The sequence below is a fragment of the Flavobacterium suzhouense genome, from assembly GCF_042684765.1.
In the GTDB taxonomy this organism is placed as follows: Bacteria; Bacteroidota; Bacteroidia; order Flavobacteriales; family Flavobacteriaceae; genus Flavobacterium; species Flavobacterium suzhouense.
Window position 1 is genome coordinate 187,569 of record NZ_JBHUMD010000027.1, and the last position, 15,466, is coordinate 203,034.

Consider the following 15,466-nt stretch of genomic DNA (forward strand, 5'->3'; position numbering starts at 1 on the left):
AAGCATCTTACTATGAAAACAAAACTATTTTTTTTATTGTTCTTAATCTGTTTCGGACTGAGTGCTCAAACGCTGCCTAATATTGAATCGTTAAGTGGAACATCAATATCAGGAACAGGCAAAGTAGGAACCACTGTAAGAATTGATACTAACAATGATGGTGATTATTCAGATGTTAGTGTGGTCGTTGATGATAAAGGATTCTTTAGACACACTTTTGCTACTGTGTTAGCAGTAGGTAGCGTAATTAGAATTAAATCAAGTATTGTGAAAAATGGAAAAGCCAATGAATCTAAGCCTCTTACATTAATTATTCAGGATAAAAATAGCCTTGGTGTAGTACCTACAGCGTCGAGTATGGCAGTTGAATTTCTAAATAAGAAGAATGAAGCTTTAAAAAATTCTATACTTATTTATAAAGCAACAATATCAAATACTAATTTTAGTATTCCTATTGCAAGATTTAACTTTAATGATACTTCCACAGATAATGCTTTGGGAAATGTGACTCTTTTTACATCGATAGGAGCGGGTGTAGGATTGAGTTGGGGTAGAATGGAAATTACAAGGGATGATACTGGTCAGATAACAAATGAAGAGTATTCAAATACTATTGGCTTTCATATAGGAGTATTATTTAGCTCCGGAACAGGAGAAGATACTAAGAATGTTTTTGCCCCAACTTTAAATATGGCCTTATTAGATTTTCAAATAGGTTTAGGGTATGAATTAGGAACTGTAGGTGATAATCAATCAAGAACCTTTCTTACTGTAAGTTATGCCATACCATTATATAAATTGGTAAGGAAGGGGTATCGTGTTTGGAAAATCAATCCATATCCTATAGCATCAAGAAAAGGAAGTAATTTAAATTAAATAAGTTTTTATAAATCTATTTATAATTTTTCCGTACGCATTAATACCACATCCTGTGATATATGTAGATTAGCCGAGAATTAACACTTAAAACGAAATATTATCTTACAGAATACTCTTTTTTATTCTGCATGCATATCAAAACGATCAAAATTTGATGTTTGAAAACTTAAATCGTATTTATTTTCTTACTTAAATTTAAAGTTTTTTCCACTGTTTTATAAATTTTATCCTCGATAAATTGCACATTTTTCCCGTTAAAATACTTTGTAAGGTAATCTTTGTAACTCCCTTTGGTTGCAGTAGTTAGGGAAGATTCTTCTTCTTAAATTGTGACCTTAAGGTTATGTTAAAGTTAGGGGTGTTTATAACTAATTGATTATCAACTGTGTTTTTTGTCGTATATTTGCCTCGGTAATTTCATTAAGGTGACAGCTTATGAGAAAACAAAATACATGATAAAAAAATGGTCATACTTTTTAGGGTTAGCCCTATTCATCACGATTGTAAGCTCGGGCTTTAAAAAGACAGAAGCAAAACAATTTGGAAAGATCGAAGGATTTCACCTTGCTGAAGACGAGATCACGAATTACACAGTACCAACCATCGACGAGACTGCAAAGGTCGATTTTAACTTTCCGTTCACTGGAAAGTCTTACGTAGGATTTAAACAGGCAGTAGCCTTTAAAGAGTCTCAGGGACTCTACAAGCTTGTAAACCGTTTTGGTTACATGGGTAAATACCAATTTGGTAAAAGCGCCCTTCGTGCTATAGGTATTAAAGATACCAAGGCATTTTTAAACAATCCTGCGCTTCAGGAAAAAGCTTTTAAAGCGCTTCTTGCTAAAAACAAATGGGAACTTCGTAAAGAGATTCATCGTTTTGATGGTAGGGTTATCAAAGGTGTAAAAATTACAGAATCAGGCCTTTTGGCTGCAGCTCACCTTGCAGGAGCGGGCTCTGTTAAAAGTTTTTTGCACAGTAATGGAAATAAAGCTTTTAAAGACGGTTTCGGTACTTCGCTTAAAACATACATCAAAAAATTTGGTGGTTATGATACTTCAAACATTGTTGCACAGCAACAACCAAAGGTAATGTAAAATATAAAGCAACAAACAAACAAATAATGAAAAAGCCGCTTTTACAGCGGCTTTTTTTATGGCTTTGCTTGTGCTGAAACCTTTTAATTAGTAAATTGGTAGTATAACGTAATTATATGGCAAAGTTTAGTGAAATCTTTAACCTTCGTGAAGGAGAAGGTAACAGGGTGAAGACACTCGAAGAAGTAAAAAATAATATTTCATTTAAAGGTGCTAATCTCTGGACACTGGCTTGTGCCATTATTATTGCATCGGTTGGTCTTAATGTAAATTCTACCGCGGTAATTATTGGCGCAATGCTTATTTCACCACTTATGGGGCCAATAGTCGGAGCCGGATTTGCCCTGGGGATTTATGATTTCGATTTGCTGAAAAAATCTCTTAGAAATCTTCTTATTGCTACAGTTGTTAGTCTTGTGGTGTCTTCACTTTACTTTTACCTTAGTCCGTTTAAAGATGTCCAGTCGGAACTTTTAGCACGTACCTCTCCTAATATTTACGATATACTCATTGCTTTTTTTGGAGGATTGGTTGGTGTTATTGCGGTTACCCGTACTGAAAAAGGAAATCCTATTCCCGGGGTTGCCATAGCAACAGCGTTAATGCCGCCGTTGTGTACTGCAGGCTACGGTATAGCAACAGGGCAGTGGTCGTTTATGCTGGGTGCTTTTTACCTGTATTGCATCAACTGTACCTTTATAGGTATTGCGACTTTTCTGATTGTAAAATACCTAAGGTATCCTGCTAAAGAGCAGGTAGATAAAAGCTGGCAAAAGAGGCTAAGGTTGTCTATTACAACTCTTACGCTTATTATGTTGGTTCCTAGCGCATGGTTAGCTTATTCGCTCTATCGCGAACAACAGTTTAAAAAGAATGTTGAGGCTTTTATAAACAGTGAGTTTACCGAAAAAGGTTATACTGTAGTGTATAAGAAAACAGATTTTAAGTCTGCTCCAAAAAGAATTGAAGTAGCACTTCTTAGTAAACGATTTACAAAAGAAGAGCTCAAATCACTTCAGGCGGATAAGGAGAAGAATAGTTATTTAAAAGGAGTGTATCTTCATATCAGGCAAGATAGCACCGACAGGTTTACAGCTTTACGCAAGGATATAATGGATCAGATTAAAACAGGTGAAAGCCAGCTTAATGAAAAAGACCTTAAAATCCTGCAGCTTGAAAACAGGTTAAAAGAATACAGGTTGAGCTATGACGGCCTTTTTAAAGAAGCATCAATATTGTTTCCGGACATAACCTCATTGTCTGTGTCAAGGCAAAGACTGGAAACTAAAGACAGTATTTTACCTATTAATGTTGCTCTGTACAACAGCAATAAGGTATTGATCCAGGCAGATAACGAACGCCTTAAAAAATGGCTTGAGCAAAGAATAGGCGTAAAGGATGTTAAACTAATAAGGGTAACTGATTAAGCGGCTTGTTTTTTCTTTTTATTGTAACTGCTTAAAAGTGTATATCCCACAATTCCTGATAGCACTGAAGCGATAAGGATAGCAAACTTTGCTTCCTGCTGTAAAGTAGCATCACTGAAAGATAAAAGAGCTATAAAAATTGACATCGTAAAGCCGATGCCTCCCAATAAACCCAGTCCGGCAATGTGCTTCCAGGTGGTTTCCTCGGGTAATTCCGCAACTTTCAATTTAACGGAAAGCCATGACATGAGGAATATGCCAATTGGTTTTCCTAAGAATAAACCTAATACTATACCTAATCCAAGATTACTGGTTAAGCCATTTACCATTCCTTCCTGAAAAGTAATATTAGTATTTGCTATGGCAAATATGGGCATAATAACATAATTCACGGGATTAGAAAGAGCGTGTTCCAGCTTTTCAAGTGGAGATTCTACATCATCTTCGGTAGTGGGAAGTGTAAGTGCAGTAAGTACACCGGCAATAGTGGCATGTATGCCGGAGTGGTGAATGAAATACCACATAACCATTCCCGGTAGTATATAAAGCCAGATATTTTTAACCCCGAAACGATTAAAAGCTATTTGTAATGCAAACATTGCTCCGGCGAATGCCAGGTAATTTAAGTGTAGTTCGGTAGAGTAGAAGATTGCTATTACAATAATTGCCATAAGGTCGTCTACGATAGCTAATGCCGCCAAAAATATTTTTAACCCTGTTGGAACCCTGCTGCCCAATAAGGATAATATTCCCAGAGCAAAAGCAATATCAGTTGCCATAGGTATCCCCCATCCGTTTGCGGTAGCTGTACCTTCATTAAATAAAGTATAAATTATAGCAGGTACAATAACACCACCTATAGCTGCCAATACAGGCAAAGTAGCATGTTTTATTGAAGAAAGCTCACCTTCAACGATTTCCCTTTTAATTTCAAGCCCTACCAACAGGAAAAATACCGCCATAAGTCCGTCATTTATCCATGTCAGGATGGAATAATCCAAATGTATGCCTGTAGTAGAGAAGCCAATTTCTGTATTTAGGAAATTTTGAAATCCTGTAGCGAAACTGGTGTTAGCTATTAATAGAGAAATTATAACGCATACTATAAGCAAAATACCTCCAAAAGAAGAAGATTCCGAAAAGCGTTTGAATATTTTAAGGTTGATGAGTTTTGCCATAACTACAAATATACCAAAAATAGGCGTTTTGGCCTAGTTAAATTGGTTATAAGTTCTCTATAGCTACCTTGTATGCCGGGTCTTCCGGAGTGTTAATTTCTATAATCGTTTCGGCTGTTTTTAATAGTTGTATGCAGTCAGGGCTAAGGTGTTGAAGCCTTAATTTTTTCCCTGCTTTTCGATACTTAGAAGCCAGTGTGTTTAGTGCTTCTATAGCAGACATATCTGATACACGGCTTTCCTTGAAGTCAATCACCACTTCCTGTGGATCGTTTTCAATGGTAAATTTCTCATTGAATGCCGTAACCGAACCAAAGAACAGCGGGCCGTATATTTCGTAATGTTTTACTCCGTTTTCATCAATATAGTGCCTTGCCCTGATGCGTTTGGCACTTTCCCATGCAAATACAAGGGCAGAGATTATAACGCCAATCAATACAGCAAGAGCCAAATTATGAAGCACTATAGTGATAACAGCCACTAACATACCTGTAAAAATATCCGACTTTGGCATTTTGTTAATGATCCTGAAGCTTGCCCACTCAAATGTGCCAAAAGCTACCATGCCCATTACACCTACTAAGGCTGCCATGGGAACCATTCCTATTACAGGAGCACCGACTAATATGATAAGTAGTATGGTCAGGGCAGCAATTATACCCGATAGTCTTGCTCTTGATCCTGCCGAAAGGTTAACCAGCGTTTGGGCTATCATAGGACAGCCACCCATCCCGAAAAAGAATCCGTTGGCGATGTTTGCAGTTCCCTGTGCGATGCATTCACGATTACTATTGCCGCGTGTTCCGGTAATTTCGTCTACAAGGTTAAGGGTAAGCAGTCCTTCGGTTAAACCGACCGCTGCCATAATTAATGCGTAGGGAGCAATAATTTGAAAAGTGTCAAAATTAAAAGCGATATCAGGTACATGAAAAGGAGGGAAGCCTCCCTGTACCGAAGCGATATCTGCAACTGTCTTGGTTTCGATACCAAAGCCAAGCACGACCAAAAACACTACTATAATAGCTACCAACGATGCCGGAACTGCCTTTGTAATCTTAGGGAAACCTACAACAATTGCAATTGTCAGGGCAATAAGCCCTAACATGGTGTATAAAGCTGAGCCTGTTAGCCAACTGCCATCTGCTCCTTTTAACTGCTCTAATTGCGACATGAATATTACAACCGCCAGCCCGTTTACAAAACCATACATTACCGGTTGCGGAACCAGGCGAATGAACTTCCCAAACTTAAATACTCCAACTAAGATCTGAATTATTCCGGCTAATGCTACAGCAGCAAAAACATATTCCATGCCGTGCGATTTCATCAGGGCGATAAGGGTAATAACTGTTGCACCTGCACCTCCCGATACCAGTCCCGGTCTTCCACCTAAAACAGCAGTGACCAGTCCCATAATGAAAGCAGCATATAATCCAACTAATGGTGGAAATCCCGCCAGTATCGCAAAAGAAAGCGATTCGGGTATCATGGTCATGGCTACGGTAAGCCCGGCAAGTATTTCGTTTTTATAGTTTACTTTTTGGGAGAAGTCGAATAGTTTCATTTTTTAGAAGTTGCAAAGTTGCAGAGAAGCTAAGTCTCAAAGTTTTTTAGAATTGCAAAGTTACAAAGTAGAAGTATGGATATAAAATAAAACCTTGACGTTGTATATATTTGTTGTATGCAAATAGTAAATGAAATACTCAGCTTGTTCATTAGACTTGGTTTTACAGCTTTTGGCGGCCCTGCAGCACACATTGCGATGATGCGCCGTGAAGTAGTTACCAAAAAACAATGGATGGACGATGGCCAGTTCCTGAATCTGTTAGGGCTTACAAATCTGATTCCCGGACCTAACAGTACAGAGCTTGCTATACACATTGGTAAAGAAAAAGGGGGTGCAAAAGGTTTAGTGATTGCGGGTATATGTTTTATATTGCCGGCTGTACTTATTACTATTGCTTTTGCCTGGATGTATAAGGAATATGGGACATTGCCTCAGGCAGAACCTTTTATTTATGGTGTGAGGGCTGTTGTTATTCCTGTGATACTTGTGGCGGTGTATCCATTAGCTAGGGCATCGCTAAAAAGTAACGGACTCATAGTTGTTGGTATTGCAGCTTTAGTACTTGCTTTTATTGGGATTAATGAAGTTTTTGTAATGTTTGGAGTGGGGCTTTTATATCTAATCTACAATTTTATAAAAGCTAAAAAGGTAGTGGTTTCTGTTTTTCCGGTGCTTTTTTTTGCTCCGGTAAAAGCGGCTAGCAATTCAGGACTATTTTGGGTGTTTTTAAAAATAGGAGCGATATTGTATGGTAGCGGCTACGTACTTTTTGCCTTTATAGAAGATGAATTGGTTGCCAAAGGACTTTTGTCACGTGAACAGCTAATGGATGCTATTTCCGTTGGGCAAATTACACCGGGACCTGTATTTTCATCCGTTACCTTTATCGGTTACCAAATAAATGGATTGATGGGGGCAATGTTGTCCACACTTGGTGTATTTATACCTTCCTTTATTTTTGTAAGTCTTATAGGTTACTTCAAAGGTAAGTTGCTGAGATCAATTCTTTTTAAGGCATTTTTAGATGCAATAAATGTGGCATCGGTTGCCATCATAGCTGTAGTTTGTCTTAAAATGGGACAAGAGGCATTAACGGACTGGCGAACAATAGCGATAGCGGTTTTAAGCTTTCTTATTTTGTGGTTTAGGCCATCACTAAACAGTGCTTATATTATATTGTTTGGCAGTATCTTTGGGTATTTATTAATGTATTTTTAGATACATATAAAACCTTATCAACTTAGAACCTGTGTACTATAAAAATACACGGCCTGTTATGCAGGTCTACCTTTTCTTTTTTCCATTGGGCAATGGTTTTGGTTTTGATGTATTCGGTAGGCAGGGTAATATCTGCAGCAATGCATAGATGGGTGTTCGGCTGAAGCGTGTTCAGGATATCCTCCATCAGTTTGTTGTTGCGGTATGGCGTCTCGATAAACAATTGCGACTGGCTCTTATCGTGTGAAAGCTTTTCGAAATTCTTCAATGCACTTTTTTTGTCCGATTTATCGATAGGGAGGTAACCATTAAACGCAAAACTCTGCCCATTCATTCCGCTTGCCATAATAGCTAACAGGATAGAAGAAGGGCCAACCAACGGTACTACCTGAATATTGCGTTCGTGTGCAATTTTCACAATAGCCGCACCCGGGTCGGCAACACCGGGGCATCCGGCCTCACTCATCAGTCCAACATTCTTGCCTTCCATACAGGGTTGTATAAATGACAGGTGGTCTGAGGCATCGGTATGCTTATTAAGGACAGATAATTTTAGATCAGGCTGTTTTTTGGTGGGAAGGATCGCCTTGATGAAACGGCGCGCCGTTTTCTCGTTCTCTACAATATAATGGTCTATGAACTCAATAGATCGTGCTATGGTATCGGGTAAAACCAGTTTTGGGTCGGCGTCATCGCCAAGGGGTACGGGTAATAGGTATAGCTTGCCTGTTGGGTTCATAATTCTGAAATTTTGTATGAATTAATATGTGTGCAAAGGTAGGTTATTCAGTCGGGTTTTTGTCATTCTGAGCGAAGTGCAACGGAGTCGAAGAATTTTAGAGTATGAATGAGATTGCAGCGTTTCATTGCATTGCGCTCGCAATGACAAAAAGTAAGCATTATGAATGCTCTTTCAAAAGTTTTCGGGCTACAATTTCGCAGGCTTCGTCAAGCATATCATATACATTGTCAAAACCTTCGGGGCCACCGTAGTAAGGGTCAGGTACATTAACGTTTTTACCCGGATGTACTTCGTTCATCATTAGTTTTACTTTGGCTTTCGCCGAAGCATTCGGAGCCAGCTTTTGTACATCACTCAGGTTAGAAGTGTCCATTACATAAATATGGTCGAAAGTATCGAAGTCGGAAACTTTTATCTGGCGTGCTTTCTGGCAACTGATGTCGAGCCCGCGATTCTTTGCGGTAGCAACTGATCTTCTGTCCGGACCTTCGCCGGCGTGCCAGTTGCCTGTCCCGGCAGAATCCACGATAAAATCGCCCGCAGGCAATTTAGACTGCAGGATACCTTCTGCCAATGGAGAACGACAAATGTTTCCCAGGCAAACCATTAAAATCTTAACGGGCATTATATCGATAATTTTTTGTTGATGTCGTCAACAAATTTGCGGAATTGCTTGTCGGTAGTTACAAGGTTATCAACAGTCTTACAAGCGTGAAGCACGGTAGCGTGGTCACGGTCACCAATTTGCGAACCGATGTTGGCCAGTGAAGCTTTAGTGAACTTCTTAGCGAAGAACATTGCCAGCTGTCTTGCCTGTACCACGTGGCGCTTTCTTGTTTTAGACTGAAGCGTATCAACGTCAAGCTGAAAATAATCTGACACTACTTTTTGGATGTAGTCGATAGATATTTCGCGTTTTACATTCTTAACAAACTTCTCTACTACCTGTTTAGCCAGTTCAATTGTTACCTCGCGGTGGTTGAACGACGACTGTGCGATAAGTGAAATGATAGCGCCCTCAAGTTCACGAACGTTGCTTTTAATATTCTTGGCAACATATTCTACGATTTCGTCAGGCATCACTACACCATCACGGTAAAGGATGTTGTTAAGGATAGATATCCTTGTCTCATAGTCAGGCTGGTGAAGCTCGGCAGAAAGACCCCATTTAAAACGGGACAATAGCCTTTGCTCAATATCCTGCATGTCTACAGGAGCCTTGTCTGAGGTAAGGATAACCTGCTTGCCATTTTGGTGCAGGTGGTTAAAGATGTGGAAGAACACGTCCTGCGTACCTGTTTTTCCCGATAGGAACTGTACGTCGTCAATGATCAGCACATCGATAAGCTGGTAGAAATGAATAAAGTCATTTCTTGTATTCCTTTTAACCGAGTCGATATACTGCTGTGTGAAAATTTCGGCAGAAATATATAGTACGGTTTTTTCAGGGTATTTGTCTTTAATTTCAACACCAATAGCATGTGCAAGGTGGGTTTTACCCAAACCTACACCACCGAATATTAATAATGGGTTGAAAGAAGTTCCTCCCGGTTTGTTGGCAACAGCCATACCTGCAGAGCGGGCAAGCCTGTTAGAATCACCTTCAAAAAAATTGTCGAAGCTGTAATTTGCATTCAGCTGGGATTCAATTTTAAGGTTACGGATTCCCGGTATAACAAATGGGTTTTTAAGTTCAGGGTTTTTGTTCTGTAGCGGAACGTCAACTTCCTGAGGTTTAACAGGCGCGCGATGGGCACTTGGCAGCTGCTCTGTAAAAGGCTGCTTATTGCCATAAGTGTTTTCCATCTTAATTTTATATAGTAACTTCGCGCTGTTACCAAGTTCTTTTGTAAGAGCAACCTTTAATAGTTTTACATAGTGTTCCTCGAGCCATTCGTAAAAGAATTTACTCGGAACCTGGATGTAAAGAGCGTTATCAGTTAACTCAACGGCTCTAATCGGTTCGAACCAGGTTTTGTAAGCCTGATCCTGAATATTGTCTTTTATGAAAACAAGACAGTTCTCCCATACCGATTGCGCAGTTTTAGTCATAAATCCTGAATATTAGATGTTTATTAATTGGTTGTCCAACTATGGAAAGAGTATACAGAATGCTCTTGTTTGGAGGAACAAATATGAACACATTTTTTTGTAAAAAAAAACGGTTTGTATATTGATTTTATAAAAAAAATATTGTAAGCATCAAAGTAAAGATTTAATAAAAAATTAACAAAAATAAAATATGATTTTTCATGAATTTAGAGTAAGAGTGCGATATGCGGAAACCGACCAAATGGGAGTGGTTTATCACGGAAATTACGCACAATACTTCGAAATGGGACGGGTTGAATGGCTTCGTAATCTGGGAGTTAGCTATAAGTCTATGGAAGAGGATGGTGTGATGCTTCCTGTTGTTAGCTTAACAATGAACTACAAAAAACCTGCCCGTTATGACGATTTATTAACAGTAAGGACAATATTCAAAGAACAGCGTTCGGTTAAGATAGAATTTGACTACGAGATATTAAATGAGGCTGGTGAGTTATTAACAACAGGTAACTCAGTTTTGGTATTTGTTGATGGGAAAACCGGTCGTCCAACAGCACCTCCTGCATACATTACAGAACGTTTAAATGCTTTAATTTAGTGTGTTTTTTGTCGTGAAAACAATGCAGATTGCCGTATTTTTCTTTAACATTTAACTGTTTCTCTAAAGTCGGATGTTTCTGATAGCTTCGGACCTCGGACTTCAGACACTATTTAATAACTATTTCGTATAAATTAGTAAATGCTTCCAATACCATGGGGGCATTTTTTTTACGCGTTGAAATTACAATCTCACAATCCATTTCCATTTTTTGAGAAACAATATCAAGGTTTTTTTCCTTTATCACACGCATTACTTTGTTCATATTCTGATACCCAAATTTAAGGGTATAATGTACGTCGATTGTCTTTTCAATGATTTCGGATGCTTCCAGTGCCATTTGTGCCGAAGTCTTGTAGGCTGTAATGAGTCCGCCAACGCCAAGTTTTACACCGCCAAAATAACGTACCGATACTACTAATACATTGGTTACTCCAAAACTTTGTATCTGACCGTATATGGGCATACCCGCTGAGTTGTTGGGTTCGCCGTCGTCATTGGCGCGGTAGTATATTTTATCGGTGCCTAACTGAAAAGCATAACACCAGTGGCGTGCCGAATGATGTTGTTTGCGAAGGTCTTCAAGTATGATTTTTATCTCGTCCTCACTGGTTACCGGATAGGCGTAGCCAAAGAACTTGCTGTTCTTTTCTTTAAAGAGTGTTTCTTCTCCCGGTGCTGCCAGTGTTTTGTAGGTGTCGTTTTCCATGAGGGTTGCAAAGGTAAAAAATAGTTTAAAGTTTACAGTTTCCGGTTTACAGTTTTATGATGAACCTGAAAGGTTCAGATATAGTAGCCGGAGGCAACGCCTACGGAATTATGGGTGAGGTTCGAAAAATAAAATCTCCGATAGTAAGATAATTAGTATATTTGAGAGTATATCAAATTAAAAAAATCAATCATGAAAAATACGATTATTAAAGGGATGTCGGTTTTAGCCTGTCTTGCTTTTATTGCCTGTGGGCAGAATGAGAAAAAGAAAGAGGAGTTTGCTCCCAAAGAGAAATACTGCGGTGTAGAACTTACCGGATTTGAGGTTCTTGATCTTAAGAATGTGATGAAAAACCAGGTGCCTGTTTCGGCAGCAGATGAGGCGCTAAACCAAAAACTTGTTAACCATATTGATACGTTGACGGGGGGTGCACAGCAGATAGGGATGAGGATTTTTTATAAAGACAAAGATAAAGTAAGCATGTATGTGCAGGGACCGGATGATGCCGCTGTTACTGAGAAGGTATGCTGCTACTTGTTGGGTTCAGAGCTTGATGGCCAATTGCCTAAACAACGTAATGTTTTATACTATACCGAGAAGAGCGATAACATTGTAGCAGGAATAAAAAGCAAGTAAATTGTTGGGTTTCGGGTTTAGAGTTTAGAGTTTCGGATTGCTCAGCTCTAATAAGAACCTGAAGGGTTGGGATAAATTAGCCTGGATACATATAATTATAAGACAAAATTATCACAAAACTGATTCTCTCCAATAGAAAAATAATTATGTAAATTTGGTCTATGAGTAAGCAGACACCTTTTTCGGTATGTGGAGAATCATTAATGTCTCCGATGCATATATGCGGTTTTTTTGATTCGAGAGAACAGCAATATGAAGTTATCATTCCCTATATTATGGAGGGTCTGGCAGCCAATGACAAGGTAATTAATATATTGGAAGGAAACCGCCACGGTGAACATTGCCGTTGCCTGGCTGACAATGGGATATCCATAGCCGAAACAATGGCGAGTGGGCAGTTGGAAATATTGGCCTCTGAAGACACCTACATTAAGGGTGGCGAGTTTGCTGCTGATAAAATGTATGATATGCTCGAACGAAATTTATTATCGGCATCAAGGGCAGGGTATGAAAGTGTAAGGGCGTGCGGAGATATGGTTTGGGCGCTGAAGAATCTTCCCGGTACGGACGAGCTTCTGGCTTATGAGGCCAGCTTAAATGTGCTTACGCCGAAACATTCCTGTTCTCTGATTTGTATGTATGATGTCAGTAGTTTTAGTGAGGATACGCTTACTGAAGTATTGCTTACCCATCCTTATGTCATCAAAAATGGAAAAATTTCAAAAAATAAACATTATTTAGAGCCATCGGCAGTAAAGTCAGGCATTTCAGATTTTGTGTCCAAACCTTTGAAATCGTAAAGCTTCAATTTTATATAATTCATTATAAAAACAACATACCCCGTCCGCTATCGAATGGGGTTTGTTGTTTTTTGAATTAATCAAGAATATCTAAAAATTTAAGTCCGAACATTACACCATCGGTGGCAAAGCCGCTTCCCTGGTAGGCACGAACGTAGTCTACGCGCAGCATCCTGAAGTTACCCCAACCGATGTTGTCAAATCCGGCTGTGAATTCCTGATACGGTTTGCTATCCGGTGTTGCAGCGGCATGGTAGCCTACTACTAAGTTCCATTGCAGTACATTCAGTAGCGGAATCTTATTCATGATGTAACCTTTAAAGTTATGTTCAATGTGCGATTCAAAATACGCGTCATTGGTATACAGGCTGTAGTAGGGTAGCAGGTTAAAGCTGCTTATGTTAGTACCTCCTGAGTTTACGTGAGTCTCATTGGCATTAAAGTGTTTGTAATCGGTAAAGGCAATACCATCGGCATTAAAGAATTTACCACCCTTAAGACTGATAGCAAAATCACCCTTATTGCCAAAAGTTGTTCTGTACTGTGCTCCGGCTGCGATAAAATCGTATTCGTATTCTTTTATGCTTCCTGCAAAGCCCTTTTCATACTTAATGCCAAGAGTTGGGTACTGGCCATAATTCATGGCTCTCTTTTCACCTCCCGGATACACCTTGTATTTTAGTCCGAAATTAAAATTAGCACCTATACTAGCTTTATAAAGTGTGTGTTTTTCGAACGGAGCCGAGGAATAGTTGTAAGGTTGCAATGGGTCGTTTGATGTATAGCTGTGATTGTCGTCCTTGATGAAAACCCAAGGCGCATTATTGTACAATGCCCTACGGCGTAAATATTCCACACTACCTGTAGCAGTAATACCATCAGCAATCCTGTTGGAATAGGCTATTTTGGCAAAGGTCTTGTCATAAAGTTTCATATAGTTGCGCTCAAAGAAAAGTGTACTTATCGCATTGACAAAAGGAGAAATGTTAGAAGCGTTGAATTGTTCTACGGTATTACCTCCGCTAAGATAAAAGTTGTAGGCACTTGCCGATCCGCTAAACCTTACCCTGTCTTCAGCGATACCATATTCGGCTTTAACTCCAGTATAAAGTCGCCTCTTTTTAAAATCATACTTTTCTTCAGGATTAAGAGCAAAACTTGCATTCATGCCGGTATTCAGTACCCAGCCCTGTACGGTATTATATGATGGAATATGCAGTATTCCGTCATAATTAAAACGGGTGTCTTTTGAATTTTTATAATTGTAGCCTGTTATAGGGTCTTTCCAGTTGAACTTATTATATTTTTTATTGATGGAATCCTTGTAAGCTACCGATTCGTGCAGCGTTTGTATGCTGTCTTTTTTGATGTAATCAATAGTTTCTTCTTCGGTAAGCGGAATTGGCCTCATGGCATTCCAGTAAACAGAATCTTTTTTGTTTGCTTCATCTTCGATAACGATCATCTCCTTACCAAAGGTTTTCTTATCAAACTTGTCGTGGAATATATAATTGGTATATACGTGGGTAAAGGAGCCGCTAAAGGTTATTCCGAAACCTCCTGCGTCAATATCAAATACCTGTGAGTTTTTAGCCCAAATGCCATTCTGGCTATTATAAGTGTAGTTTTGTTTCAGGTTCAGGTTATTCAGGAATGGTGTCTGTAACCTGTAGCCTTTCATGTCAAAATCGGTGGCATAGATAGCCCAACTGTTGTCTACAATATAAATGTAACCCTCAACAACAGCTTCTTTGTCGCGGCGTGGCGTAACCTTTATTTTATTAATCTGGTTATTGTTCTCGTCAAAAAAAGTACCCTCCAGTTTGTATTTATAGTACGTTAAAGCGCCCGAACCAATAGGGGAGATTACCTGAACTTCACTCATGTCTACATAATTGTCATAGAAGTTGTAATAGGTATTCATGGCGGTATTAAAGCTGAAACCATTGTCGTTTCCGCTTACTTTAGAGGCAATAATGCGTTCTTTCAGATTGTTGGGCTGCTCGAACGTAATGTGCGAAACGGTTTCGGAAAGATAAAGGATGCCGCTTCCTGTTGAATCTACCATGCCATCAGGAACTTCTACGGTTTGGCCCAGAAATTTTTTAGGCAGGTTTTTAATCCTGAAGATACCTTTAGAATAGAAATCCGATTCAAAACGTCCTGTTTTGGCAGAGTTTTCTTTTCGGTGGGCAATCGCCTGGCGGATCACTTCATAGGCAGGATCTTCAGCATTCGATATCACTACTTCATTAAGTTGATAGTTTTCATCGGGCATCATAACGTTAAGCACATGCGGTAGCGATTTTACGTCGACCGATAGTTTTTGGGTCTTAAAGCCTATCGACTGAAAGATAACGGTATATTTTCCCGTTGTTTTTACAGCGAGTTCATACTGGCCCTGCTCATTGGCAGTGGTACCATTATAAGTATTTTCAATGGTTATGCTCACAAAAGGGATTCCCTGTCCGTCAGCAGAAGTAATTTTTCCTTTTATCTGTGCAAAAGATGCAGCACTAAGCAAAAGGAAACAAGTAGTCAATAATTTGTGCATTGGTTTATG

The 15,466-nt window shown here is 39.1% G+C and carries 14 protein-coding genes; 7 read left to right on the plus strand and 7 right to left on the minus strand.

Features of this window, described 5'->3' with window-relative positions:
- The first annotated feature begins 12 nt into the window (after positions 1-12).
- From ACFSR3_RS14015 to ACFSR3_RS14025, 3 genes are all read left to right on the plus strand, one after another.
- A complete protein-coding gene (locus ACFSR3_RS14015; RefSeq protein WP_379821819.1) occupies positions 13-876 on the plus strand; it encodes a hypothetical protein in 864 nt (287 codons plus the stop codon).
- Between the two features lie 455 nt (positions 877-1,331).
- On the plus strand, positions 1,332-1,976 hold the full coding sequence (locus ACFSR3_RS14020) for a peptidoglycan-binding protein LysM (RefSeq protein ID WP_114758392.1): 645 nt from the start codon (positions 1,332-1,334) through the stop codon (positions 1,974-1,976).
- 116 nt (positions 1,977-2,092) lie between these two features.
- Positions 2,093-3,403 carry a DUF389 domain-containing protein gene (locus ACFSR3_RS14025; protein ID WP_379821821.1) on the plus strand — a complete coding sequence of 437 codons (1,311 nt, stop codon included), beginning with the start codon at positions 2,093-2,095 and terminating at the stop codon, positions 3,401-3,403.
- On the opposite strand, the gene nhaA is transcribed toward ACFSR3_RS14025, so the two are convergent.
- Complete coding sequence (gene nhaA, locus ACFSR3_RS14030; protein ID WP_379821824.1) at positions 3,400-4,581, minus strand: Na+/H+ antiporter NhaA; 1,182 nt, start codon at positions 4,579-4,581, stop codon at positions 3,400-3,402. The two genes, ACFSR3_RS14025 and nhaA, sit on opposite strands and share 4 nt — an antisense overlap.
- Before the next feature lie 46 nt (positions 4,582-4,627).
- On the minus strand, positions 4,628-6,145 hold the full coding sequence (locus ACFSR3_RS14035; protein ID WP_379821827.1) for a SulP family inorganic anion transporter: 1,518 nt from the start codon (positions 6,143-6,145) through the stop codon (positions 4,628-4,630).
- A 117-nt stretch (positions 6,146-6,262) separates the two neighbouring features.
- Between ACFSR3_RS14035 and chrA the strand changes: the two genes are divergently transcribed.
- Complete coding sequence (gene chrA / locus ACFSR3_RS14040; protein WP_379821830.1) at positions 6,263-7,366, plus strand: chromate efflux transporter; 1,104 nt, start codon at positions 6,263-6,265, stop codon at positions 7,364-7,366.
- A gap of 22 nt (positions 7,367-7,388) precedes the next feature.
- On the opposite strand, the gene ACFSR3_RS14045 is transcribed toward chrA, so the two are convergent.
- The 3 genes from ACFSR3_RS14045 to dnaA all read right to left on the minus strand — a co-directional run bounded on the left by ACFSR3_RS14045 (position 7,389) and on the right by dnaA (position 10,160).
- Positions 7,389-8,105: an SAM-dependent methyltransferase gene (locus ACFSR3_RS14045; RefSeq protein WP_379821832.1), complete on the minus strand. Its 717-nt coding sequence runs from the start codon at positions 8,103-8,105 to the stop codon at positions 7,389-7,391.
- 160 nt (positions 8,106-8,265) lie between these two features.
- On the minus strand, positions 8,266-8,733 hold the full coding sequence (locus ACFSR3_RS14050; protein ID WP_379821834.1) for a low molecular weight protein-tyrosine-phosphatase: 468 nt from the start codon (positions 8,731-8,733) through the stop codon (positions 8,266-8,268).
- Positions 8,733-10,160, minus strand: a complete 1,428-nt coding sequence (gene dnaA / locus ACFSR3_RS14055) for a chromosomal replication initiator protein DnaA (RefSeq protein ID WP_379821837.1) — start codon at positions 10,158-10,160, stop codon at positions 8,733-8,735. Before dnaA ends, ACFSR3_RS14050 begins: the two co-directional genes overlap by 1 nt.
- A 190-nt stretch (positions 10,161-10,350) precedes the next feature.
- On the opposite strand from dnaA, the gene ACFSR3_RS14060 reads away from it, so the two are divergent.
- Complete coding sequence (locus ACFSR3_RS14060; RefSeq protein WP_379821839.1) at positions 10,351-10,755, plus strand: acyl-CoA thioesterase; 405 nt, start codon at positions 10,351-10,353, stop codon at positions 10,753-10,755.
- A gap of 109 nt (positions 10,756-10,864) precedes the next feature.
- Here the strand turns inward: ACFSR3_RS14060 and ACFSR3_RS14065 are convergent, their stop codons facing one another.
- Complete coding sequence (locus ACFSR3_RS14065; protein WP_379821841.1) at positions 10,865-11,464, minus strand: IMPACT family protein; 600 nt, start codon at positions 11,462-11,464, stop codon at positions 10,865-10,867.
- 192 nt (positions 11,465-11,656) lie between these two features.
- On the opposite strand from ACFSR3_RS14065, the gene ACFSR3_RS14070 reads away from it, so the two are divergent.
- Together ACFSR3_RS14070 and ACFSR3_RS14075 are read left to right on the plus strand one after the other, a co-directional pair.
- Positions 11,657-12,103, plus strand: coding sequence for a hypothetical protein (locus ACFSR3_RS14070; RefSeq protein WP_379821843.1), 447 nt, complete (start codon positions 11,657-11,659; stop codon positions 12,101-12,103).
- Positions 12,104-12,264: 161 nt separating this feature from the next.
- Positions 12,265-12,903 carry an MEDS domain-containing protein gene (locus ACFSR3_RS14075; RefSeq protein WP_379821845.1) on the plus strand — a complete coding sequence of 213 codons (639 nt, stop codon included), beginning with the start codon at positions 12,265-12,267 and terminating at the stop codon, positions 12,901-12,903.
- 76 nt (positions 12,904-12,979) lie between these two features.
- Here the strand turns inward: ACFSR3_RS14075 and ACFSR3_RS14080 are convergent, their stop codons facing one another.
- A complete protein-coding gene (locus ACFSR3_RS14080; RefSeq protein WP_379821847.1) occupies positions 12,980-15,457 on the minus strand; it encodes a DUF5686 and carboxypeptidase regulatory-like domain-containing protein in 2,478 nt (825 codons plus the stop codon).
- Between the last annotated feature and the right edge of the window lie 9 nt (positions 15,458-15,466).